The organism is Flavobacterium collinsii, from assembly GCF_946903285.1.
Lineage (GTDB): Bacteria > Bacteroidota > Bacteroidia > Flavobacteriales > Flavobacteriaceae > Flavobacterium > Flavobacterium collinsii.
Map to the genome: position 1 here is coordinate 4074769 of NZ_OX336425.1, position 26028 is coordinate 4100796.

Consider the following 26028-nt stretch of genomic DNA (forward strand, 5'->3'; position numbering starts at 1 on the left):
TTTTCAGATTCCGCCTTTTTATCAAAAAACTAGTTATTTACTTGACTAATTTATTCTGTACTATATTTTTATATTGATTCTGTTGCATCTCCCGGATTTAACAGACATAAATGAAAATTTCAAAAAATCATAGGGCTAACTGCTATAATGATTTAACAATAGTCATCCCTAATTCGTTATTTGATTCTTCCTAAGTACTTCAATAATTTCTATTCTCATAAAAGCACATTTTGCAAATTGAAAATTTTTAGAGCTCAAAACATTCCCCGCCTCTATTTAAGAAGCTGATGTTTTTTGATAAAAGTAGGTTGCCTCTGTAGTACAAACTAAAAAAATGGCATGAGAGCCATTTTTTTATGTGTAGGAAACCGGAATAACAGTACAAGAGCGTTTTTTTGCTCTTAGAAAGGTGCTGTTACGAAATAGTGAAAATCAAATTTCAAAAGTAGAATTCACGCAAAACCCCAATAGAATTGCTCCTCTTGGGGTTTGCATTTTTGAGATGTATTAGTTAAACGAGAATGTGCTATCATCATGTATACTTGGCATAGCTACTTTTCCTATTTCATTCTGGTCTGCATAAAAAAGTATCAGGGTTGTATTTTAATATTGCGAAATAAAGAAATGTACTCTAAATCAATAATGAACACAGTAGCGAGATTAAAACTAATGGTGCAGTATTGCTTTATGGTAATTTAAATAAGATGCGTTTCATAAAAAAATAGCTTATCCCTTAGGTTTTAAAAGACTTGAATGTATCCAGCCTTCTATTTTAATACTGTGTTTCCAATCCTTGATGTCTTTAATATCATTCACGAGATAAACTTTAGACCATTGTCCGAAGGTTTCAATTAATCCCACTTCATAACCATTTTTTAGCTTTCGAATCGAACTTGAAGTTTTGTCTGGTTTTGTTCTAAACTCAGCAACGCCATCAGAAGCAGAGTCAACAATAAAAATCTTTCCTATATTATCCGTTTTTCCAAAAACATTAATTTTAAACTCATCCCAAGGAAAAGCAGGTCCCGGATCCGGTTTTCTTGCCGGTGAAATATCGTCGTGTCCCACTACAAAGGATAATTGATATGTATCTATCAACAGTTTGCTCAATTTGGAGACTGCTGCTATTTGGGCGTCTGTATATTTAAACCAATATTGATTTTCTTTACTGTCCCAAAATTTATGTTTGTGTTTCAATTTTACAATTCTGTCTTTTTCTGACGCAGGATATAGTTTATAACTAGGCGTTCCGTCTTTGTTTTCTCCTACTCTTCTTCTGAAACTGCCATCTGTCAATTTTTCACAGAATCCCGGATTTACGATTTCAATACCAATAGCATACTCATTCATTCCGGTTCGTCCGTCCCAACTGCTGTAGCCGGCGTGGTTGCATCTGGTGTTAAATGGAGCAAGCTGCGTAATCGTTCCGTCGAGATCAATTACAATATGAGCACAAATTCGGTCTGTATTTCCTTGTGCCGCTGTTTGCTTAAACCAGGTTATTGCTCCAGCTGCTTTATCTCCGGCCGTATAATGTATTATTAAATATTTTGGCGAAATTTGATATTGAAAATTCGAGGTAGGATCTTTTACTATTTTTTCTGCTTGGCTTTCCTGAACAAGCCAGTTTTTGTCAATTTTCATAAGGATTTGTTTTTTTAGGGTTTGAAATAAGATAGTTTTTAAACAATACTTTTAATTTGCATTTACGGATGATAAAATCACAAATACGAACCTCTTTACGCATAAAATCAATAGGTCGAAGTCATTGTTTAGGATTAAAAATGAGTAGTAGCGTTCGTTGCTTATCGTTTTATAAGCAACATCATTCAAAACATTAAAGCCTATCAAATATACTGACAATCAATATTTTACAAGCAAGTGTTTATACGTGATTTAAGGAACACATTTGCCGCTGAATTAATTCAAGTTCTGATTTTACTTTTCAGGTAATTCATTCGTAATTCAGTTCTTTGCGGTTGGGCTTTTAAATAAAGTGAAACGCCTTTTAAACGCAAATCAAACTATGTTTCTATATGTTTAAAAATAATTACGTGTCACGTTTTTTTAAATACCGTTCTACGACTCGGCAGCCAGCAACTGACTAAGTTCGCTCAAAAATTCAAGTTCATCCATAGGAAACAGCTGTAAGACCGTTTCCAAAATAAGCCCCACATTAATAGGCTCACACTCTTCTCTTTCCGAAAACTTAGGAGCATGCTGATCCAGTGTCACTATACACAATCTGAGCATATTGGTAATCACACTACCCAGCTCATAATAATTGACAAACTTCAGTTGAGCAGTATTGCTTTGTGTTTGATCTTCCCCCGGCTTTAAGGTGTGGAAATAACGCGCCGTTAGCTTTTTAAATTTCTCCAGATTCTCCATTTCATTTCTTTCCATAATCGTATTTTTTTTAGTGTACTTTTTACTTTCTTATAACCTATTGGGAGTAATTGGTTTGAACACATAGAAACATAGATTTTAAACTGGATAAAAGAATGCAAAAAAGAAACACGTTTCTTTCACATAGTTTACTATGCGCCTTTAAATAAAGTGAAACGCCTTATAAACGCAAACTAAACTATGATTCTATGTGTTTAAAAAATTTATCACTTCTATAAGAGAATTTCTTTCAAACAGCTTACTATGCACTTTTAAATAAAGTGAAACGCCTTATAAACGCAAACCAAACTATGTTTCTATGTGTTTAAAAAAATTACCTCTTCGAATATCAATTATAAGAAAAAGTGTACTTTTGTTTAACAAGCCGCAAGAAAAGAATAGATAACAGAAACGCCAATTATTTCAGGCTGTATGGTACACAACCAAATATGTTTCATACATCTTGTCTCTTATTATACTTAATTATTATCTTTGAATTATGAGCACACAAACGAAACCCAGCCATATAGGTCGAAAAATAAGTCGTATTCGTGAACTGAAAGACATGAAACAAGAAGCTTTGGCACAAGCCTTAGGAACCAACCAACAGGCAATTTCTATTATAGAAAACAGCGAAACCATAGATGAGGAAAAATTGATTCAGGTTGCAAAGGCATTAGGCATAAGTGTGGAAGCCATTAAAAATTTCTCAGAAGAAGCGGTTTTTAATTATTTCAATAGCTTTAATAACTTTAATGATAATTCATCATTAAATAGCCAGTGTACTTTTAACCCATTAGACAAATTAATGGAATCTGTAGACGAAAATAAAAAGCTTTACGAAAGGTTATTGAAAGCCGAGCAAGATAAGATCGAATATTTGGAAAAGCTATTGAAAAAATAGAATTCTATTATTATAATTACGAGAGACTGCTATTGCAGTCTTTTTTTATACATACTTCTAACAAAGCTGAATGTTACTCTCAAACATTCAGTACTCGAGCAATAATTTTAGTTTGATTCTGTACAATACCTGTTCCAATAGTCTATATTGTGATTATTTGCAAAATAATCTTTGTTGATTCTCTTTGTTGGAATGGCCAGGAGATTTCGCGTTTCAAAAGAATTCTAATGAGAAGTATCCATTATTTTTGGTGTCTATGAGATATTTTAAAAAGCCTTTTCTATTTATAATCCTATAAAGATATTTTTTTATTATTCTTTGTAACTTGAAATATTCATAAAAACAAAATCTTCTTTACCCGATGTCATTCCCATCATTTTACGTCCATCTTTAAAAAAAACATTAATTTTTTCATTATTATCCGATGTATACATATAAGAATCCATTCCTTTTAAAATACCGAGACTTACTTTGTCAGCTAAATTATATTCGTAAGTTTTTCCGTTAGGCATATCAATTATTATTTGCAATTCATCATTTTTTCCATCAACAAAAAGTACATTAGTTTCTGCTTCAACAACATTTCCTTTAGAGTATATATAATGATATACTTCAAATAGTTCATCGGTTGTTTGTTCTACTTTTTTCTTGACTGTGTTTTCATATTGTGTAAAAGTATCAGAAGCCTTTGAATATTGTTCCGAATTTGAATCGTATTCGTATTTAGATTCCGGTGTTAGGCTATTTGTTTCTTGTTTACCGCAAGAATTAATAAATAAGAGTACAATTATTAATATCGTTACCTTTTTAATCATCTTTTAAATTTTAGTTATTTATTAAAAATATTATCCCCACCGTACGAAGTCTCTCTACTTTCCAACCCAATCCAATTAATTTAACTATTTCTAATTTAAAATTCTTTTTACATCGCATCGCAAAAAAAATATTCGAGGAAAACCGGGGCTATTCACTTGATTCTTAACCTATAAAAACCTCAATCTGAAATAATCAATTTTGAGGTTTTAGTTTAAAATTTCAAGCATTCCAAACACTTTTAATCTTTAGGTTTATGCTTGTGAGGCTTTAAATCAGGATGCTTATCCTTGTTTGGCGGATTCACTCTCGGTCTTTTATCCGGTGTTCCATCTTCTTTTTTAGGTTTCGGACCAGGTTTAATTGCTTTAACATCGTTCATAATAATTTCTTTTAATTAAGTAATGATTTTTGTTTCTCAACAACAAATAACATTAAAAGATTTATTCTTTTTTTATGGAAAACCGTAACTAATAAATGTTTTTCAAATTGATGGACATCACGTATATATACTGGTTTCCATATTCGATCTTTTGTTTAGTTTTATCATTCAACATTTTTAAAAAACAACAATAAATAATATAACACATGAAAATAATTTTACTTGATGGGATCGGGTTCAATAAAATGATAAGAGCCAATAAATTAAAAAATTCATTTATGAGAGTATGCTAAACATAAAAAATGAAATTTTTCAATATATTAGAACATAGACAAATACTTTACAAATCCACACAATACTATACCGCAATACTATTACAACAGGTTTTGCGAAAAACATGACAGGAATAAGCAAAAAATTAATTAAATTAAAATTTATGAAACCAATTATTATCAATATAAATGATGAGTATAAAATAAAAATTGAAAACGGAAATGAATTTAAAGGTTCTATTTTTGAAGAGGTATATAACAATGCCGCAAAAAACCTATGTGACATAATATTTCAAAGTATTAATAATAATACATACGATACTTATAATAATATTATTGCTTTTACGGGTGAACGAGGCAAGGGAAAAAGTTCATCAATGATCTCTTTTAGAAATGCATTATTAGATTATAAAAATAAAGTCAAACATTCTTCTTTTTTTAATTCTCCTGATTTTGACAATATTAGTAAATCAAGTTTTGCTGAAATTGATATAATTGACCCATCATTGTTTAGAGGTAATGAAAGTCTATTTGAAATTATAGTAGCTAAAATGTTCTCAAAATTCCAAGAATTAATAAAAAAAGAAAATTGTGGGATTTCTGATGAGGATAGAAGGACTTTAATAAAACTTTTTCAACAAGTTTTTGATAATTTAAAAATTATAAATAGTGATAAAAAAGAAATCTATAATTTAGATTCACTTGAAGCTTTAAGTAATTTAGCATATAGTAGTAATTTAAGAAAGGGGTTTAGCGATTTAGTTGGCAAATACCTGAATGTACTTGATGATAAGAAAAGCTTCTTAATTGTATCAATAGATGACTTTGATTTAAATATATCCAAAGCATATGAAATGCTTGAGGACATTAGACATTTTTTAATCCAAAAAAGAATAATTCTTTTAATAGCTTGTAAAACGGAGCAATTAAAAGACTCAATAATTAATGAAATTGTAAAAGAATATAGGTATAAATTAAATTTAGAACAAAAAAGTAAAATACACAATTTTACTTCAATTGATGAAAGGAAATCATCAAGAATGGATAATAGGAAAATTACTACTGATTTTGAAATTACTAACGAATTTATTCTAACAGAATTATCAAATAAGGCAGAAAAATATATTGAAAAACTTATACCATTCAATCATCAAATTTTTATTCCTTCGCTAACAGACTTCTGTGATATACACTTTTCTTCATATCAGGAAATTGAAGATATAAAATTTACTTTTTTTGACTCTAACAATGACGACTTAAGTAAAATAAAAAATGAATCAATAATTTATATTGGAGATGTAGATTCTCTAAGGGGTATATCATTAGAGAACATACTGGAAGATAAAAATGAAGTCTTAAAGCAAGAACTTATAATCGATGAAAAACTATTTATTGAAAAGAATGTTTACGATTGTTTATTAAAATTAATTTATACAAAATCAAAAGTTTTTATTGACAAAACTGATTATAGATATCAATCTATTTTTCCTTCAACATTAAGAGAATTAAATGAACTTATTAAAGTGTTTGATAATGAAAATGTTTTGGAAAATTTTAGAAAATACATATTAAATAAAAGTATCAATGAACTACCTGAAAACTTAAAAAAAATCATTTTAGATATTGACAAACAAGATTTTTCTTCTTTAAACCTTCATATAATTCATCAACTTGTAAATATTGAAAAATCTTTTCAAGCATCTAATGATACTAACTTACAAATTGATTATCACAATTTAAATCCTTCATTAACATCAATAGGTGATGTCTTTTCAATAATGAAATTATTTTATGAGAACGTAAAAAGCACTAATATTTATTGGTACAAGTTTTTGGATTATTTAAGTATTTATTATTCTGTGAGAATCAATCAAATATATACTGAAAAGCCAAATGTTCTTTTAGAATACTGCAAAGGCGGTTTGTACGATGGAGAATATCGAATCTTCCCAGTAGCAAGAATAATAACTGAAGAAGGATCAAAAAATATTAATAGGGATTGGATTGAATATAAATTAGGCAGAAAACCAGGACATATAATTAATTCAATTAATTCAATTTTTAAATCTTTAGAAGAAACTGATGCGTACTGGTTGGCATTTTTCATACAGTTTTTTGGAGATCCTGACTCAATTAATGAATATAGCTACCCTTACTTTAGAAAAATCAATCAAGGAGGAGGAATTATTTCTCATTTAGTTTTTTCACCATTTGCTATTTTTACAAATATTCTATTTCCAGTGGAAGTTTGGAATTCAATTTTTAGTAAGGATTTTGATTTTGAGAACATCATTATGCAAGACATTCTAAAATGGAAACACGAACATTCCAAGTTTCAGATACTGCTCATGAACCCTATGTTTTTTAGAGAGTTAACTGAAAATCTATCCAGATACTCCGCTACTGCTTTCAAATCTTCAAATATTCAAAGTTATTATGATACAATATATGTTTACTTTAATGATAGTTTAAAGAAAGCAATTAATACACTTACTAAAAAGTATGATTATTTAAATTTAGATGAAAATTGTTTTGATTCTCATCCAATAATGTTGCATTGGAACAGAATTAACAGCATTGAAGAAAATAAAAATAAAATGTCCAACATATTTCAAGCTTTTATAAAAGTTGAAAATATTGAAATGTTGGAAACAGTAGAGCAAAATAGTGATGTCGATATAAATTACCTAAAAAAGAAATTTAACTACTATAAATCTTATCTTCTGGATGAAAATGAAAATACAAGGAGTTTAACTCATTTAGTTAATTCATTTCAAAAACATACTACCGTTTATAAAGATTTGTCTAAAATCAGAACTGACAAAAAAAAATCTGTAATGGTAAAAAAAACTGAAGCATATAATTACCTTTTAAATATTATAAATGGATAATCTTCGTAAATCTATACGTTTATTGTTTGCTGATTTTTGTCCAGATAAAGTTTTAAATTTAAAAGACGAAGAAAAATACATTAATAAGCAAAGTTTCTTAGAAAATGGATTTCATTCATTCTCTAATTATTCATTGGATGAAATTCAAAACATATTTACTAAGCTAGAGACAGATTGGTTTTTATTCAACCATAATAAATCTATATTTAATATTCTACCCCATTTTAATTCTAAAGTTTTAGTTGAAGAAAATTTAGAACCCTTTGTAGAGTATCAACATTTATTAAAATGGCGTGATTTATCATATTTTGTTGGGGAAGACCTATTGAATTGCTCTCACTTTGCTTATACAGATGTCATTTCATACCGAAGAAGGGATTTTTTTTCGTGGAGACCAACGGTTTTTTCTAATAATAAATCTTTGCGAACTTTATTAAAGAAAGGTTTGGCAGAAAATCACTTTCATTTAAAAGGTTCAGGTCCTGTTTTTGATTTGAGTTGGATAAATCTAATGAATAATGTCAATAACTTTGAAAAAGAATTTAATGAGTTAGAAAAAGACTTGACTTTACTTACGAAGATTACCAATGCCTCGGATGCTTCTAAAAAAGAATTAAAAATTTTAGTTTATAAAGCCTCTTATATTAGGTTGAAATTATTTAATGAAATAAATAACTTAAATTCTCAATTAGAAATTGACTTATCAAAAGATTCAAATGTAATTGATTCAAACGATTTAATTATAAAATTGAGTGAATTAGACCAAGAAATAAGGCTTAATAAAAAAGACTGTGGGCATCGTTTTAGACATTTCAAAAATGTGGAAGTGCTAGATTACGCAATTCCTAAAAATATACATATTCAAAATCTCTCTCGTTCCTTTATATTTTACGGTGAACGAAAGCTACTATATGATTGCTTTAGAAAAATTTATAATCAAGATAAGAGCTTTAAAAAGCTTGAGCATTTATTTCACGCCTATATACTTATTAAGCAACGATTCAGAGCGGAATTAATTCAGGTTAATAACAAAGTTGGTTTTGGAAACTTTTCTAAATATCAAGACCGAAAAGAAAAATTTCTACCTGATGGCTCAATTTATCATACTGCTTTTGTCAATCTTGCCGTTAACGATACTTTAATTCACAATGCAATTAGATCTTTTGAAGTGCGCATTGCGCCAAAAGATGAATACAATAAATTAACTCAGAGTATCTCCTCCTATAATAAAACTCTAAGAAAAAACACCATTCAATCTGAAAAGGACTTTATATATGAACTAATTACAGTTAAAAAAGACAGAAAACTGAATCATTTCTATACTATTCATTACATTAAAAAAGAAGATACACTAAAACCATCCAAAATTTCCAGTTATGTCACATGTAGGCATGCTAAATTAAGAAAGGAGATTAAGTATCAATCAATAGCCATAAGCACATTAAGGGAGAAAAGCGCTAAATATTCTGAATCTATTAGAGGCATTGATGCCGCTTCTAATGAATTTTCTGCTTCACCAGAGGTATTTGCCCAAGGTTTTAGATATTTAAAAAACCATAGATTAAAAGGAAGTTTAAATCATTTGAAAGAAGTTATGAGTGAACATAAAATGTATGCCACTTATCACGCTGGTGAAGATTTTTATGATCTAGTTGATGGATTGAGAACAATAGATGAATGTATCATTTTCCTAAATCTTGCACAAGGAGATCGAATCGGGCATGCTTTGGCTTTAGGCATTAATGTAAGAGATTACTACCAGTTTAAGAAAAATAAATTGATGCTTCCGAAGCAAATAGTATTAGATAATACAGTTTGGTTACTTGCTAAAATAAGAAAATATGGAATTGACATTTGCAGAAACGAAGTCAATAGATTAGAAAAATTATATGAAAATCTTTTTTCTGAATTATATCAACACAACATTGACAATGAAAGCGTTTTTAAAAACAAATATTTCCATCAAACGGTTTACTATGATGCTTGGAAATTAAGAGGTGATGATCCTTATCTTTACTTTGACAATCTAGACACTGATATTTACAGTAAAATAAACCTCACTTATTGGGAAAGATGTCGCATAAATGAGGAATCTCCAAAATCAAAAAACACACGGAAAAACATTGATGTGAAATTTTTATATCAACAATATCATTTTAATCCTCAAATTAAAATACAGGGTAAATTAATAAAGCAGTTTGAGATTACTCACGATTATATGAGACTGGTCGAAGTCGTTCAAGAAAAAATGATGTACGATATAAAGATTAAAAATATTGCAATTGAATGTAATCCAACTTCCAATTACTTAATTGGTACCTTTAAAAAATATGCTAAACATCCTATTAGTAAGTTTTTTAATCTTGGTCTCGAAACCTCACCAGATTTAATAAAAAACTGCCCTCAACTTTCAGTTTCAATTAACACAGATGATCAAGGTATATTTTCTACTTCATTAGAAAATGAATATGCCCTAATAGCAATCGCTATGGAAAAAGAGAAAGATGAATTTGGTAATAGAAAATATGATTCAACTATGATTTTTGAATGGCTAGATAAAATTAGACAAATGGGATTAGAACAAAGTTTTAAAGGTTGATGCCTTACTCACTTCACTTAACATTGTACAACACCCCATTCGTTAATGAATTAGTTAAAATGCCCCAACAGGTAAGATCATTTGGCCGTACAAGGCACGCACGATACCTTAGACTCGCACACATAAGCGTATTATTTAAGACATACTAAAATAAAAGCAGCTCATTAATTGGGCTGCTTTTATTAATCCACTAAAATCTCATCAACAAACAACCAACAACTTCCTCCTCTTAGGTCTTTTTTTAAATTGGAAGCAATTACTTTTACAAACCTAACCTCTTGTTTTTCAAAATTGATTTTAAAATCTTTCAACTCCGAATTCACATTCACCGCAAATGGACGTTTTATTTTTCCAACTTCTTTATAGTTAATACTGTCCTTAGACACCAAAACTTTTACTTGTGTTGGGAAATAAATCCCGGCACCCTGGCTTTCTAAAGTACCAATCACTACATTTTCGATACTTTGTACTTTTTCAAGGTCTACAACAATTTCCATATCATTGACCAGCCAAGCCTGCCATTGACCATCATGAAAATTTTTGGACCCTCTGATGGTATTGACCATTACAAAAGGTCCATCTCCTTTATAACTTTGGCTATAGGGTGTTAAATAACTAGCCTTATGTCCAAATGCCTTATGAAATACAATTGTATCAGTAAATACTCTTCCAACTGGTTTATCATTTTGAAACAAAGAGGCTTTTAAAACCGTTGTCTCTTTAAACGGAATAGGATTTACATATTTTATGGCATGATGTTCTATGTTTTTATCTCCCAGAACATAACGAATGTCCGAATCTTGAAATTCATTTTTAAGGGTAACCTGAATCGCTTTTTGGCTTAAATCAGCCACAGAAGTAGCCGTAACCAAATAAGCACTTTTGGCATAATTGATTCCTAGATAATCATATCGTTTCATCAAAGAAGGCAATCTAGAGGTAAAATCATTCCATTTTCGATTTTCTTTTGTACTCCACAAAACTTCAGACAAAGCTGCCAGTCTCGGAAAAATCATGTACTCAGAAGCTTTTGGACTTGTAATATATTCTGCCCACAAATTTGCTTGTCCGCCCAGAACATGACTGGCTTCCTGTGGGGTCATTGTAGCAACAACGGGATCAAACTCGTAAACCTTATTCAGAGGATTATAAGCATCAAAAGCCAAAGGCTCTACGTTTTGCGGTCCCTGATAAAAATTAAAATAACATGGCGATTCCGGCGACATGATGACGTCATGACCTTGTCTAGCTGCTTCGGTCCCTCCTACCGTTCCTCTCCAACTCATTACAGTAGCTTCGGGAGCCAAACCGCCTTCGAGTATTTCGTCCCAGCCAATTATTTTTTTGCCTTTAGAATTGATGTATTTCTCCATTCTTTTCACAAAATAACTTTGCAGTTCATGAGCATCTTTCAGTCCATTATCCTTCATCCTTTTTTGACAATCCGGACATTTATCCCAATTGGTTTTAGTTGCTTCGTCACCACCAATATGAATGTATTTTGAAGGAAAAATGGTAATGACTTCATCAATTACATCTTGCAAAAATTCGAAAGTAGTTTCTTTACCGGCACAGTAAATATCTGTAATGGGCCATAATCCGCCCGACGGAACTCCAATTCTCTGATTGAAACAAGCCAGTTCGGGGTAAGCCGCAATGGCAGAACTCACGTGTGCCGGCATTTCGATTTCGGGAATGATTTCTATATTTTTTGCTGCAGCATATTTTACAATTTCTTTTAGTTCTTCCTGAGTCAAAAAGCCTCCGTAAGTTCCTTTTTCATCCGGATTTGTAACCAATCTTGCATTCCAGGCCGCATTTTCCTGATCGACTCTCCAGGCTCCAACTTCTGTAAGTTTTGGGTGTTTTTTAATCTCAATTCTCCAACCCTGATCATCAACTAAATGCAAATGTAAAACATTCATTTTATGCATTGCCAATCGATCAATGGTCTCAATGATATAGTTTTTATCAAAGAAATGACGCGATAAATCCAACATTAATCCTCTCCATTGAAAACGAGGCTCATCTGTAATAGTTAGATTTGGAATCTCCCATTTCGTAGCTGTTCCGATGCTTTTACTTTCAATACCTTCAGGAAGCAATTGTCGAATGCTTTCTAAACCGTAAATAAAACCCGCATTTCCTTTTGCCGTAATTACAATGTTTTCTTTATTTACCTCCAACAAGTAGGCTTCGTTCTTTAAAGTTGCATCGACTTTAAACTGCACATAATTTCTTTTTGGAATGGTACTTGAAATTTCAGGACGAAATCCTGCTGCTGTTTCAAATTTGTTTATTAAAACCGTAGCGATTTCTTTCTGAGTGTCGCCACTTACCACAAATTTAGTTGCTGCAGAAAACTGAAAATTTCCTTCTTTAAGAACCAATTGCTTTGGTTTCGGAATAATTTGAATGTCTCTTTCTACCTCTACTTTTTGACCGTAAACGGTGCTTAAAACAGTCAGAAAAAGGACAACAAAGATTGGTTTTAGTATTTTCATACTTTATTATTTTAAGGATGGTAAAATTTTAAACTGATACTGATAACTTTTGTCTCCTAATAAAGAACCGCCAATAAAACATGATGTGTAAGTCGAAAGTTTACAAGTCAAAAGGGGTGATACCCAAAAAACTACTTAAAAATCTAAACACTATAATTTTATCTATTTTTTCTAGAATACGACATTACATTGTAATTATTACTTAATAGGTAAACCGGCCGCCTTTTAACTATTCTAAGAGCGTGGTTTTGGTAAGTTTCTGTCGTACATAATAATAGTTCCAGCGACAGCCACATTTAAACTCTTCACGGATTTAAACTTTACCAAATGATGGCATTTCTCCATTACTTTTTTAGACAGTCCATGATCTTCCGCACCCAATAAATAAACACAACGTCTTGGATGTTCATAGGTTTCTAAATCGGAAGCATTTTCGTTTAGTTCGACCCCTACTAAGCGTGCTCCTTTTGGTAAATTTTCGAGGAAAGCTTCAAAAGTATCGTAATGAAAATAAGGAATTGCTTTTACCGCATCATGGGTATCACAGGCTTGTTTGGCATATCGATTGCCGATAGTAAATATAAAGGTAGCACCCAAATTTTGAGCAGATCGCCACAAAACACCCAAATTCTCAGGCGTTTTACCATTTTGTATCCCTATCCCAAAATATTCATTTGTAAAATTATCATTCATAAAGGCAAAAGTACAAACTGTACCTACATAAATCAATATTTTATTGAGAGGAAACGAAGGCTCTGAATTAGTTATTAAATAGTATAGTTTTAGAACGTGTAACAGAATCAACTTATTGGCGTCTTATTTTAAATCCAAAACCAAATGAAGACACCTAAAAAAACAGCCCGAATTGCAGGTCTACTCTATTTAGCAGTAGTCCTGACAGGAATATTCAGTTTAGCTTATGTCCCCTCTAAACTTATTGTCTGGGATAATTTAACCGCAACACACAATAATATCAAAGCCGCTGAATCGCTTTTTAGATTTGGAATTGTAGCCGGATTGTCTTGTTACCTCTTCTTCTTTTTCTTGGTCCTACAGCTTTACAAACTATTTGAACCGGTTGATAAAAGTTATGCCAAAACGATGGCGCTTTTAGCTATTTTAAGTGTACCTGTTTACTTTTTGAATGCTCAGAATCAATTTAATGTGCTTTCTCTATTAACAGATAATAGTCTTGGTTTATCATTGGAGCAAATCAAATCGCAGGTTATGCTAAATCTCAATCAATACGATAACGGCATGCGAATAGTACATATCTTTTCGGGGCTTTGGCTATTCCCTTTTGGCTATTTGGTCTACAAATCCGGATTTTTACCTAAATTTTTCGGGATTTTATTAATGATGGGGTGTTTTGGATATTTAATCAACTTTTTAGGTAATACTTTGATTTCAGATTATTCAACACTTGGAATTTCTAAATATATAAGTATGCCTGCCACATTTGGTGAAATTGGAATTTGTTTGTGGTTATTAGTTTTTGGTGTAAAAGAGAAATAATTTGGTCCATGAAATATACGAAACGGCATTAAAAGAAAACTTGTATAAATACTATATCCTCAACTGTAAAATAGTTGAGGATTTTTTTCGTTTCAAAAGCCTTGATTTTACTCGTCTTTAGAAATATCTTTTACAAAATTGATTATTTTTCAGTATAATTTTATTGTTTATCAATAAATATTCATTACTTTCACATAAAACTTTTAAACTTAATGTTATGGAAATTAAAATTAGTACCCAAACCATACTGAAAGTATTACACGTACTTTCATGGATTATTTTTGTTGGATTATGCATCGAAGCGGTTGGAATACTGACAAAAACAGTTGCTACCCTAACGCTAAATCCCAATGATGCGGCTAAATTTTGGAAATCAGTTGATTTAACTGAATTGTACCAATATAATCAGAGCCAATACATAACACTTAGCAGTATTATCATTATTGCTGCTTCATTAAAAGCAATATTGTTTTATTGCATTATAAAAATTTTTCTAAACAAAAACCTCAACATTGCGGCACCGTTTAATAACTTATTCAGGAATTTTATACTGACACTGGCTTATATATCGTTGGGCATTGGTTTATTCTCTTCATGGGGAATAGAACTGGTAAACAATTTATCCAATAGCGGTCTTAAACTACAAGACATTCAGCAACTACAAATTGCCGGTTCTGACGTTTGGTTATTCATGGGTGTAATACTGTTTGTTGTAGCTTATATTTTCAAAAAAGGAATCGAATTACAAGAAGAAAACGAATTAACAATATAAGCTATGGCAATAATTGTAAACTTAGATGTGATGATGGCAAAACGAAAAATGTCATTAAACGAACTTTCCGAAAAAGTAGATTTAACCTTATCTAACCTTTCCATATTAAAAACCGGAAAGGCAAAAGCTATAAGATTTAGTACTCTCGAGGCCATTTGTAAAGTACTAGAGTGCCAACCTGGAGATATTCTAGAGTTCAAGAATTGAAAAAACTAACTCGAAAATCATGTAAAAAATGCAAAATCAAGAGATAAAAAAGCTGAAAGCAGTCAAGAAACGAAATTAACTTAAACACAAAATGAGAGATTCTTATACCCGATTTTTTGAACATTTTAATATAGAATTCAAGGAAATCATAAGCTTTGGAGTTGAAATGGATACTATTTATCCGGACTCTGATAAAATTAAGACAGAATGGAAAGATTTAATCGATTCGGTTACCAATGATAAACAGGTTTATATTCGCGGTTACGGAAGGGATGCTCATGCTACCGATTTATACAAAGAATTATACGAAATCTTATTGGGAAATGGCAAAATAAAGAAAGATTCAACCAACAATGCAAAACCAACCCAATTGTTACAAAAAATCACTGGCTTTTCAAAAACGATAAAAAAAGATAATGCAAAAAGTAAAAAAATAAGCAACTATCAGGTCACTCATATATTTGGGCGTACAAAAAATCCATTCCTTTTTACTGCACCATGGAATCTGGTCTGGAAATCGAAAATAATGGATCCCTTTACAGGCCACGAATCAAAAGGAAAAAATACGGATGAATATAAAACCGCTTTTCTAAAAAAATCTAAAGATAAGTACGCTGAATTTATAAAAGAATACAATGCTTTAGCTTCTCAATACTTTTCCGCCGAAAAAATTGATAATGCATTTAACCAAATGGAATCAAACTTGAAAGTAAGCATAACGGTATTTAATAAGTTTAAAAATGACGCAAGAAACGAACTAAAAAAAATAGAATAGATTTAAACTAAAATATACCCAAAATACTTAAAATCATTTCATAAGGAAAACACAATCAAAGAAATGACTCAAGTAAAACAAAAACTAATCTTTATATGTCATCAAAATAGATGCTTTACAGGTACTTTTTCTGCAGTAGTACAGATGATTCGAAAAGTGAACAAAAGAATTGCTGCTTCTTTTACCTGAGTCCTTCCTGATTGTAAATAATACTATGGTGTATTGTTTTTTGGAGGAAAAAAGAAATGTGATGGTTTATTTAAAAAATACCTGAAAATTGCTCCCGCCACGAGTCTTAACTCTAAAAGCGGAATGTTTCGGGAACGAAATGCAAGCCCTAGTGATAAGCTAAAACTAACCATAAAATTAACTAAACCAATAAGCCCAATACCTATAATTGACCACAAAAACATCCATTTGGTTACGCCGAAGTCAGCACCATACAAAGCCATTGCAAAATTCCCACTTGCAAAAGTAATATGTCTGATATCAATGTTTAATCCGAAGAAAATTCCAATGAAGGCTGTACTTCCCATAAAAACACCAAACCAAAAATTGGAAATGATTCCTGCCCACTTGTTTTCATATAATTTCGCCAGTTTCTTAGTCAGATTTTTTCCTAAACTCAATTTGAGTAACGGATGTTCCTGAATACGATAGTAAATATGATTATGTTTATCACGATTGGCAATACTACCCGCAATAATACCTGATAAAAATAAAAAGACTCCAGCTATCGCAGCATGGAAAATCGCCGCAGAATAAATTGGATTCAAATCATTGATTAAAGTTGGCCACTTTTCTTTTGCGATGTTATAATGAAACGTTTCATCGATAAGCCAGATTCCGAGTAATGAAACCGGAAAGGCAATAATTACATTCCCTACAAAAGCAATAAATTGCGAACGAAATACCCTGGCAAAAAATATGGCAAATTCTTTATACTTATAATCTATCTTTTCCTGCGTTTTTTGTTTAAATCCTTCCTGCAGCGCTCTAACCAAAGCAGAAGCTGTCATTGCCGGTTGCTTTGTTGCCAATGTAAATCCAAGGATGTAAATTATAATAAAACCTATAGAATAGTTCATGCTGTACAAAAAGACATGTCCAAATCCGCTGGTTTCTACTTTACCCAGTAAAAGTTTTATGATACATAGTATTCCCACTATAAAACCTCCCCCAGCCGCAGAGTATAACATTTTGTAATATTCTTTTCGACCATTAGTGATATAATGTTCTCCTGTATTGGCCGTATGCTGCGTTATTTCGTAAGATAGCAGTTGGGTACTTTCGTTAATTAGTTTCTGAATATTGTTTTTATCGCAATTGTATTTAATGAGTTTATAGGCGAGCGAAATTGTATTTTTCTTAGCAGTTTCTTCTTTGCCCTGAATCAAAAGTGGTAATAATGCTTTCAGGCGTTGGAGTTGTTGGCGGATTCGCAACAGACTTTGATTCACTCGCAATGAGATACCAAATTTATTACTGTTCCTGAAGGCCGTTTCTATATAATCTGTGCATTGTTTGTGCAAGATCAACAATTGTTTATACCCTAAATCATCTTCAACAATACAATTTTTAGGAGATTCGAGTAATCTCTCATTTATAAGCAGTAATTCGCGTTGAAAAGCAAGGAACGGACTTTCATAATTTTCATATTCGGGTACCATCTGGATTACATCTGTTTCCATCGCACATCCACAAATACGGTAAGTAATAACTTCCATTGCAAAAGCTAGTTCGGTAAGCGATGATCTCTCTGTTTCTAATCCGTAAATTGTTTGGAATTCTAATAACGAAAATAACTTTACTATTTGTTTCTTAGGTATTTTCTTAACCCATATTGGGTCGGTATTGACAAAAAACACCTGATTCAAGATAAATTGTAAGGTGTCTTTTTCCGGTTGCTCAGGAATTAATTTAGCAAAAATCCTCTTGCGTACTTCAAAAAAGAAATTAGCATCCTGAAGAATCCCTGCATCCGAAAGGATCTTATTGAATTTCTTCTTTTCTAAATGAGCGTTGATACAGTCCATCAGCCCATTGCGATAATTCGAATTTTCCTGAAGCAGATTAATGAGTTCCGAAAGATCAACCAGAGTAATTGTTTTTGGATCCTTAGGCCGAATCAAATTTACCAGTTGCACCAGTAATTCTACATTTTCATGCTTAGATTTCCATAACTGTTCGTTATTAAAGTTTTTTTCAAAATAGTCTTCTAATGTCATTTTTGATTTTCTTCTCAATTTCATTCTAATCCCGTTTAATTATTACCGTCTTTTTCAGCTGACACGAAAAAAAGTAATTTATTTCCATACTGCAATATACTGCTTAGGAATTATTATCATTTTAATTTTATCTTAAAGTATACTCATGATATTGTTTTGAGGTAGAATTTTAACTCTGACCGCATTTCTGATTTTACCTTGGAACGATCTGACACTAGAATATCATCTTTCGTGTTTAATTCTAATTTTATTTCTTTATCGAATGTGGAAAGGATCAGAGGAATATAAATTTCTATTTTTTCGCTTAAACATTATTTCAAATAAAGTGATTTACATTCTATTTTACGGTAACAAAACCTGAAGTTCTCTACCAACCTAAGATTTATAAATTTTGCAAAATTCAGCCAAAATTTTACAACAGTTATATGACATAATAAAGCAACCTTTGCAACTGATTATGAGAAAAGCACTTTTAATACTTCTTTCGGTTTTTTATCTGGTATTGTCGTCAGGCTTTACTACGATAACTCATTTTTGTAAAGGAGTACAACAGGAAACCAATCTTTTTGGTGATATTCCGGTTGGAAAAGTTTGCCCGAAATGCGTTGCGAAAAACCAGCAAAAAAGCAAAGATTGCTGTAAACATAAGGCGCAATTTCATAAAGTTACCGAAAAGGTACACCAAACGGCTCCCAGTGATTTAGTTCCTAAATTTATTGGAATTGCGCTCCCTATTCATTTTTACGATGTAGTATTTGGCTCTTATTCACCTAAAGTCAACAAAGCCGAATATTCTTTCTCCTCATTTATTCCGATACGGAATAACCCTCTGTATATTTTTTACTGCGTCTACCGTATTTGATTTTAGGCAATTGAACGAACTGTAGCATTTATCCCAAATGTTATACGATTTCTATTGTTTAATTTTAAATACATACTATGAAAATGCAATATTTTGCATTGGCAATGTTCTGTATTGTTTCCGGAAATCTCTGGGCACAAACGGTAACGTTACCCAATGCTCTTGAACGCTCTATTCAAAATTTTGAAAAAATAAAAGCCAAAGAAGCCATTGTCAATGCTTCAAAAGAAAACACCATCTATCAAAAAAGCCAGTATTTACCTGACTTTACTTTAATGGCACAACAAAGTTATGGTACCATTAATGCCCAAAACGGGCCCATGTATAGTTATGGCGGATTAGGCAGCGCTGCAACCTCAATGCCTTTGCAGGACCAAAACTGGAATGCCGCTTTTGGATCGCTGTATCTTGCCAATGTCAATTGGAATCTTTTCACTTTTGGAAAAATTAAGACACAGGTTGCCATTGCCAAAGCTGATGAAAATGTAGCACAAAAAGATCTTGAACAGATAAAATTTCAGCATCAGGTAAAAGTGGGTGCTGCCTACCTCAACCTGCTCGCTGCCCAACGCATTAAATTTGTACAGGACAAAAATCTGGAACGCGCCCAAGTGGTAGAAACGACTACAAAAAGCCGTGCAGAGAGCGGCCTGATTCCTGAAGTAGATTATTCTTTGGCAAGAGCCGAAGTTGCCAATGCCAAATCGGCTGTAATAAAGGCCTACGATATGGAATTGGATCATTCAAAATCACTGGCTGTAATGCTGGGTGAAGAATATCAGGTTTATAAACTCGATAGCGTGTTTACTACTAAAACACCTGAAATTCTTTCGGAGCCTGTTGCAGAAACAAGTAAACATCCCATACTCGAATGGCGAAGAAGTGATATTTTAAAAAGTGAGCAACAGGAAAAACTACAAACCGTATTGGCTTTACCAAACATTTCGGCATTTGGTGTCATGCAGGGACGCGGTTCGAGTTTTGACTGGAATTATGTACAGGACAATACAGCTTACTCAAAATCCTATGCAGACGGTATTGGAATAGATCGCAGCAATTATATAGTTGGAATCAACTTAAGCTGGAACTTAACCAACATCTACCGCCAGTCTTCTAAAAAACGCGAACAAAAGTTGGTTACCCAATCGCTTCAAAACGAATATGAGTACATGAATCAGGAACTTATTGCTCAGCAAAAACTTGCTAGTGACAAACTAAAAAATGCTTATGAAAATTTTGAAGAAACAAAAACACAAGTAATTGCTGCTACAGATGCTTACCGTCAGCATACTGCTTTGTATACTAATGGTCTTACCACAATTGTCGATTTAACGCAGTCTTACTACACCCTCAACAGGGCTGAAATTGAGTATGAAATTGCCCAGAATAACATCTGGCAGGCCTTATGGATTAAAGCCGCTGCGACAGGCAATTTAAACATTTTACTAAACGCGATACAATAAACCCGAAATTATGAATTTAATACGTTTTGCCTTGCGCAAGCCCATCTCTGTTATGGTGATGGTGCTGGGGCTTTTATTCTTCGGGATTAAAGCTTCTAAAGAAATAAAGGTCGACATCTTACCTGATATGAATCTTCCTGTGGTGTACATAGCCCATTCATTTAATGGATATACACCTCAGCAAATGGAAGGTTATTTTACAAAAATGTATGTAAACATGATGCTTTTTACCAGTGGTATCGAAAGCATTGAAACGAAAAATACTCAAGGACTTACCTTAATGAAAATTAATTTTTATGAAGGTACAGATATGGGACAGGCGATTGCCGAAATCAATGCACTATCCAATCGTTCGCAGGTATTTTTACCTCCGGGAGCCCCGCCTCCGTTCATTATTCGTTTTGATGCTTCCTCTCAGCCTGTTGGACAACTGGTATTTAAAAGTAAATCAAAAACAAACAATGAGTTACAGGATATAGCCAACTTTACGGCACGTCCGTTTTTGATTAAAATTCCGGGATTAACCACCGCTCCGCCATTTGGAGGAAGTCCAAGAACGATCGAAATAAACATCGATCCGAATAAACTGCGTACCCACCAGTTAACACCTGAGCAAATTGTTGAATCTATTAGCCGAAACAACATTACATCGCCTTCGGGTAATATATATGTTGACGATATTAATTATTTGACTCCTACGAACAATACCATAAAAGAGGTAGCTGATTTTGGAAACATTCCAATTTTTAAAAACGGGGTCGATAATATCTATATCCGTGATGTGGCTACCATAAAAGACGGAGCCGATATCACTACCGGTTATGCCCTTATTAATGGTACCAGATCGGTTTACATTAACATTGCAAAATCGGGTAACGCCTCCACCTGGGATGTGGTAAAAAACCTTAAAAAGGCGATTCCTGCTATTCAGAATAATTTACCGGATGATGTTACGATTTCATACGAATTCGATCAGTCCGTATATGTTATCAATGCCGTAAAAAGCTTAATTGTAGAAGGTGTTTTAGGAGCGATGCTAACCGGATTAATGGTGCTCTTATTTTTACGCGACCGAAGAGCCGCTTTAATTGTGGTGCTTACCATTCCGATCTCTATTATTTCAGGAGTATTATTCCTTAAATTATTTGGACAAAGCATCAATATCATGTCATTGTCCGGACTGGCATTGGCCATTGGAATTTTGGTGGATGAGAGTACAGTTACCATAGAAAATATTCACCAGCATTTTGCCATGGGTAAAACTAAAGCTAAAGCCATCTTAGATGCCTGTAGGGAAATTGCATTTCCTAAACTGTTAATCCTTTTGTGTATTCTTGCTGTATTTGCTCCTGCCTTTATGATGACAGGCATACCGGGATCGTTATTTATGCCACTGGCACTGGCCATCGGTTTCTCCATGTTACTTTCTTTTATACTATCACAAACCTTTGTTCCGGTAATGGCAAACTGGTTAATGGTAAACAAAGAAGATCACGAACCTACGGAAGATAAATTCGACAGATTCAAAAATCGTTTTGTACAATTTTTACAATCGATAATGGGCAAACGAAAGCCTATTTTAATCGTAAGCTTTATCGCAGTAGCTATAAGTGCCTTCTTAATGTACAACATTACAGGTAAAGACGTATTGCCTACCGTAAATTCGAGTCAGTTTCAGGTGCGTATTAAAGCTCCCGAAGGAACTCGTATAGAGAAGACAGAGCTAAAAATAAAACAGGTTTTACGCGAACTGGAAACTATCATTGGCAAAGATCATATTGCTATCTCATCAGTATTTATTGGTCAGCACCCTTCTTCTTTTGCGGTAAGTCCGATTTATTTGTACAATGCCGGTCCACATGAGGCCTTAATGCAAATTGCGCTGAAAGATTTTGACGGCAATACAAATGAACTAAAAGAAAAAATTCGTAAGCACATGAAGGAAAAAATGCCGGAACTTCATTTCTCTTTTGAACCAATCGAGCTTACAGAAAAGATTCTAAGCCAGGGAACCAACACTCCTATTGAGGTTCGTTTCTCCGGAATGATGAAAAAAATGAATGTAATGTATGCCAACAAGCTTTTGGCTAAACTAAAAGAAATTGATTATTTAAGAGATCAGCAAATTCCGCAATCCTTAAATTATCCGGCTTTCGAAATCAATATTGACAGAGTAAGAGCTGCTCAGCTGGGGATCGACGCGCAGGATATTGCACGTTCTTTAATACCTATCACAGCTTCTTCCCGTTACACAAGTAAAAACATGTGGGTAGGCGGAATGATGGGAATTGCCTACGATGTTCAGGTGCAAACGCCTCAGAATATTCTAAACAGTAAAGATGAGTTAATGAATGTTCCGTTAGGAAAAAATTCAGACCGACCAGTTTTGGGCGATGTTGCAACGATCACTCCAACAAAGGTAGTAGGCGAAAGTTACAATTTGGGAACCATGGGCTACACACCCGTTACGGCAAACATTCACAATGCCGATTTAGGAAGGGCACAAAAAGACGTACAGGCTGCAATAGATTCACTTGGCGAATTGCCTAAAGGAGTTAATATTCAGGTCTCTGGAATGGTTCCTGTTTTAGAAGAAACTATGAACAGTTTGGCTACAGGATTATTAATTGCCATAATCGTTATTTTCTTAATGCTAACGGCAAATTTTCAATCTTTTAAAGTATCCTTAGTTATCCTGACAACTGTACCATTTGTAATTCTGGGTTCTTTGATCTTAATGAAACTTACTGGTTCTACGCTGAACTTACAATCGTATATGGGGATTATTATGTCTGTAGGAGTTTCTATTGCGAATGCCGTTTTGCTGATTAGTAATGCCGAGTCTCTCCGTTTACAAAATGGCGATGCCCTTAGTTCGGCTGTTCAGGCGGCTGCATTACGTATACGCCCGATCATTATGACCACATTAGCGATGATCGCGGGTATGCTTCCAATGGCTATCGGACATGGAGAAGGCGGTGATCAGGTAGCTCCATTAGGAAGAGCGGTAATTGGCGGATTAATCGCGTCTTCGTTTAGTGTATTGATCCTATTACCATTGGTATTTGTATGGATACAAAATAAAACATCCACCAAATCACCTTCACTAGATCCTGAAGACGAAAACAGTATTCATTATATAACGTTAGAAAAATAAACCATGAAATTAGTCTATTATATCCTTATCGGAATTGTATTTGCATCCTGCAATTCAGAAAATAAAAAAGAAATGAAACCGGCAGCAATGCCCATGATGATGATGCAGAGTTTTGAAACGGTATCCCTGAAAAAGAGCAATCCGTTAGTTCCATTAAAACTTGCCGGGGAACTGGTTTCCGACAAGGAAACGGCTATCTATGCAAAAGTAAACAGCTACGTAAAAAAACTCTATGTCGACATTGGTTCTCCGGTTACTACCGGGCAAGTCATCATGGTTCTGGAAGCACCCGAAATTCAGGCACAACTGGCTGCTGCAAAATCCAAATGGAAAGCACAGGAAGCGATATACATTGCTACGAAATCTAATTATGACCGAATGTTTAAGGCCAATGAAACCAAAGGAGCTATTGCCAAAGATGCTTTAGACCAGATTACCGCCAGAAAACTATCCGATCAGTCACAATTAGAGGCTGCAAAATCTGCTTATCAGGAAATACAGGTTATGAATGACTATTTAGTTATCCGAGCGCCTTTTAACGGAATCGTTGCCGAAAGAAATGTTGATCCCGGTTCTTATGTAGGCCCAATGGGTAAAGGATCGGATAAACCTTTATTGATACTTCAGGATAATAAAAAACTGCGTGTTTCGCTCTCCATTCCGGAAGCCAATACACCTTATTTAAACTTAGGAGATTCGATACATTTTAAAGTAACGTCTCTTCCACAGAAAAAATATAAGGCAAAAATTTCACGTAAATCGGGAGTACTGGATTTCAAATTACGTTCAGAACGTATAGAAGCCGATATCCTGAAAACACACCCTGAATTAAAACCTTTAATGGTGGTAGAAGCTATGCTTTCGCTACAAGCCAATGAGGCCACATTCTTTGTGCCTAAAACAGCGTTAGTAGAAAGCAATATGGGAATGTATGTCATTCAGGTTATAGAAGGGAAAACCAAAAATATTCCGGTAGCCAAAGGGCGTGTATTGCCGGATCAGGTTGAAATATTTGGCGAATTAAACGAGGGTGAAGCTATTTTAATGAAAGCGACCGAAGAAATAATAGAAGGAACAAAAATTAAAAAATAACAATGATGAAAACAATTGGTAAATGTTTCCTTATCGCCGCAATGGCAATAGTAATGATTTCATGTAAAAATCAGGAAAACAAAGAAAAAAATGAGATTTCAGACCAGCAGGAATTAACTGCAAAAGATACTCCTGCTGTTGCAAAAGGAAATCACGTACCTAATGATGAAGTCTGCATGGTCAATGACCTTCATATGGGCAAAAAACAAATGGAAGTTCCGTTTGATGGAAAAATGTATTATGGTTGCTGTAATATGTGCGTAGAACGCATTCCAAGTGACGAAAGTGTCCGCAAAGCAATTGATCCGCATACCGGGGCAAAAGTCGATAAAGCATCGGCTTATATTGTTTCATTGAACAAACAGGGAAATGTAGCTTACTTTGAATCGGAAGAGAATTACCAGAACTTTCTTCTGTCAAACCAAGGAATAAAAAAGTAGGATCTGAGAAACAGATTTACTTTCAAATGAGAATACAAAAAGGGCAGTCCAAAATGATTTGGACTGCCCTTAATTATTTACCATTAAATAAAAGCTTTAGATATTACATCACTAAAGGTTCTGCTTTAAAACCTTTTGACTTGATAATAGCAATTATTTCTTCCTCTGTGGCACCATCCGATTGAACAGTAAGTATTTTATCGCTATTAGTAGTGTCTACATTCCATTCGCATATACCTTCTGCATGATCCAGATCTGATTGCACTTTCGCTACACATCCACCGCAATTAAGGTTTGTTTTAAATTGAAAATCTTTCTTTTCCATGGTATTGATATTTTAATCGTTATTTAATACTGTAAATTTCCGTTAATTAATCCTCAACTGTTATACACTATTTCTGGTTTGATTTATGACATTTACTGATTCCAAATTTCAAGTTTCAGGTTTCAGGTTTCAAGTTTCAAAACTGTCACTTTAATTCTACATCATACATTATACATTTTACATTATACATTTTACATCCCTACAAGCCTATCCCTTGTGCGACAATTCTTCTCTCGCAGATTTTGCAGATTTTACAGATCTTTAATCTATAGTCTTTATTCTTTATTCTTTCCTCTTTCCTCTTTGCTCTTTCTTCTTTCCTTTTTCCACATCTCACATTTTACATTTCACACTTCACATCTCACATTCTACAAATATCCATTTTCTTGTTAACCATTAGTTCAAAACCATTTATTTTAAGCATCACTTTAACAATATA

The 26028-nt window shown here is 33.1% G+C and carries 20 protein-coding genes; 12 read left to right on the forward strand and 8 right to left on the reverse strand.

Annotated features, from left to right (window positions below; translation table 11 throughout):
• Positions 1–726: 726 nt before the first annotated feature.
• Together OGZ34_RS16705 and OGZ34_RS16710 are read right to left on the reverse strand one after the other, a co-directional pair.
• Positions 727–1644, reverse strand: a complete 918-nt coding sequence (locus OGZ34_RS16705) for an N-acetylmuramoyl-L-alanine amidase (protein ID WP_263360979.1) — start codon at positions 1642–1644, stop codon at positions 727–729.
• A gap of 435 nt (positions 1645–2079) precedes the next feature.
• On the reverse strand, positions 2080–2406 hold the full coding sequence (locus OGZ34_RS16710; RefSeq protein ID WP_173967657.1) for a hypothetical protein: 327 nt from the start codon (positions 2404–2406) through the stop codon (positions 2080–2082).
• A gap of 481 nt (positions 2407–2887) precedes the next feature.
• Here OGZ34_RS16710 and OGZ34_RS16715 point away from each other — a divergent pair, with 481 nt between their 5' ends.
• The gene (locus OGZ34_RS16715) at positions 2888–3292 is read left to right on the forward strand and encodes a helix-turn-helix domain-containing protein (protein WP_173967658.1); all 405 of its coding nucleotides are present in this window, start codon (positions 2888–2890) and stop codon (positions 3290–3292) included.
• Positions 3293–3603: 311 nt separating this feature from the next.
• Here the strand turns inward: OGZ34_RS16715 and OGZ34_RS16720 are convergent, their stop codons facing one another.
• A complete protein-coding gene (locus OGZ34_RS16720; protein WP_173967659.1) occupies positions 3604–4107 on the reverse strand; it encodes a hypothetical protein in 504 nt (167 codons plus the stop codon).
• A gap of 239 nt (positions 4108–4346) precedes the next feature.
• Entirely contained in the window at positions 4347–4487 is a 141-nt protein-coding gene (locus OGZ34_RS16725) for a hypothetical protein (protein ID WP_173967660.1), read from the reverse strand.
• Between the two features lie 436 nt (positions 4488–4923).
• Between OGZ34_RS16725 and OGZ34_RS16730 the strand changes: the two genes are divergently transcribed.
• Positions 4924–7650, forward strand: a complete 2727-nt coding sequence (locus OGZ34_RS16730) for a hypothetical protein (RefSeq protein ID WP_263360980.1) — start codon at positions 4924–4926, stop codon at positions 7648–7650.
• Positions 7643–10249: an amidohydrolase family protein gene (locus OGZ34_RS16735; RefSeq protein WP_263360981.1), complete on the forward strand. Its 2607-nt coding sequence runs from the start codon at positions 7643–7645 to the stop codon at positions 10247–10249. Before OGZ34_RS16730 ends, OGZ34_RS16735 begins: the two co-directional genes overlap by 8 nt.
• A 182-nt stretch (positions 10250–10431) precedes the next feature.
• Here the strand turns inward: OGZ34_RS16735 and OGZ34_RS16740 are convergent, their stop codons facing one another.
• Entirely contained in the window at positions 10432–12753 is a 2322-nt protein-coding gene (locus tag OGZ34_RS16740; protein WP_263360982.1) for a glycoside hydrolase family 20 protein, read from the reverse strand.
• A gap of 234 nt (positions 12754–12987) precedes the next feature.
• Positions 12988–13446 (reverse strand): RNA methyltransferase, encoded by a 459-nt coding sequence (locus OGZ34_RS16745; protein WP_017496800.1) that lies wholly within the window; start codon positions 13444–13446, stop codon positions 12988–12990.
• A 144-nt stretch (positions 13447–13590) separates the two neighbouring features.
• Here OGZ34_RS16745 and OGZ34_RS16750 point away from each other — a divergent pair, with 144 nt between their 5' ends.
• The 4 genes from OGZ34_RS16750 (at position 13591) to OGZ34_RS16765 (ending at position 16022) form a co-directional block, all read left to right on the forward strand.
• Entirely contained in the window at positions 13591–14268 is a 678-nt protein-coding gene (locus OGZ34_RS16750; RefSeq protein ID WP_263360983.1) for a DUF4386 domain-containing protein, read from the forward strand.
• A 217-nt stretch (positions 14269–14485) separates the two neighbouring features.
• Positions 14486–15040, forward strand: coding sequence for a DUF2975 domain-containing protein (locus OGZ34_RS16755; protein ID WP_263360984.1), 555 nt, complete (start codon positions 14486–14488; stop codon positions 15038–15040).
• Between the two features lie 3 nt (positions 15041–15043).
• A complete protein-coding gene (locus OGZ34_RS16760; RefSeq protein ID WP_263360985.1) occupies positions 15044–15247 on the forward strand; it encodes a helix-turn-helix domain-containing protein in 204 nt (67 codons plus the stop codon).
• A 91-nt stretch (positions 15248–15338) separates the two neighbouring features.
• Positions 15339–16022 (forward strand): hypothetical protein, encoded by a 684-nt coding sequence (locus OGZ34_RS16765; protein ID WP_263360986.1) that lies wholly within the window; start codon positions 15339–15341, stop codon positions 16020–16022.
• 212 nt (positions 16023–16234) lie between these two features.
• On the opposite strand, the gene OGZ34_RS16770 is transcribed toward OGZ34_RS16765, so the two are convergent.
• Entirely contained in the window at positions 16235–18274 is a 2040-nt protein-coding gene (locus OGZ34_RS16770; RefSeq protein ID WP_263360987.1) for a site-specific recombinase, read from the reverse strand.
• Positions 18275–18707: 433 nt separating this feature from the next.
• Here OGZ34_RS16770 and OGZ34_RS16775 point away from each other — a divergent pair, with 433 nt between their 5' ends.
• The 5 genes from OGZ34_RS16775 to OGZ34_RS16795 all read left to right on the forward strand — a co-directional run bounded on the left by OGZ34_RS16775 (position 18708) and on the right by OGZ34_RS16795 (position 25264).
• Complete coding sequence (locus OGZ34_RS16775; RefSeq protein ID WP_173967669.1) at positions 18708–19112, forward strand: HYC_CC_PP family protein; 405 nt, start codon at positions 18708–18710, stop codon at positions 19110–19112.
• Positions 19113–19189: 77 nt separating this feature from the next.
• Complete coding sequence (locus OGZ34_RS16780) at positions 19190–20575, forward strand: TolC family protein (protein ID WP_263360988.1); 1386 nt, start codon at positions 19190–19192, stop codon at positions 20573–20575.
• A 10-nt stretch (positions 20576–20585) separates the two neighbouring features.
• Positions 20586–23732: an efflux RND transporter permease subunit gene (locus OGZ34_RS16785; RefSeq protein ID WP_263360989.1), complete on the forward strand. Its 3147-nt coding sequence runs from the start codon at positions 20586–20588 to the stop codon at positions 23730–23732.
• Positions 23733–23735: 3 nt separating this feature from the next.
• Positions 23736–24824: an efflux RND transporter periplasmic adaptor subunit gene (locus tag OGZ34_RS16790; RefSeq protein WP_263360990.1), complete on the forward strand. Its 1089-nt coding sequence runs from the start codon at positions 23736–23738 to the stop codon at positions 24822–24824.
• 2 nt (positions 24825–24826) lie between these two features.
• Positions 24827–25264 (forward strand): hypothetical protein, encoded by a 438-nt coding sequence (locus OGZ34_RS16795; RefSeq protein WP_396192217.1) that lies wholly within the window; start codon positions 24827–24829, stop codon positions 25262–25264.
• Positions 25265–25367: 103 nt separating this feature from the next.
• On the opposite strand, the gene OGZ34_RS16800 is transcribed toward OGZ34_RS16795, so the two are convergent.
• Complete coding sequence (locus OGZ34_RS16800; RefSeq protein ID WP_263360991.1) at positions 25368–25589, reverse strand: heavy-metal-associated domain-containing protein; 222 nt, start codon at positions 25587–25589, stop codon at positions 25368–25370.
• Positions 25590–26028 lie beyond the last annotated feature (439 nt).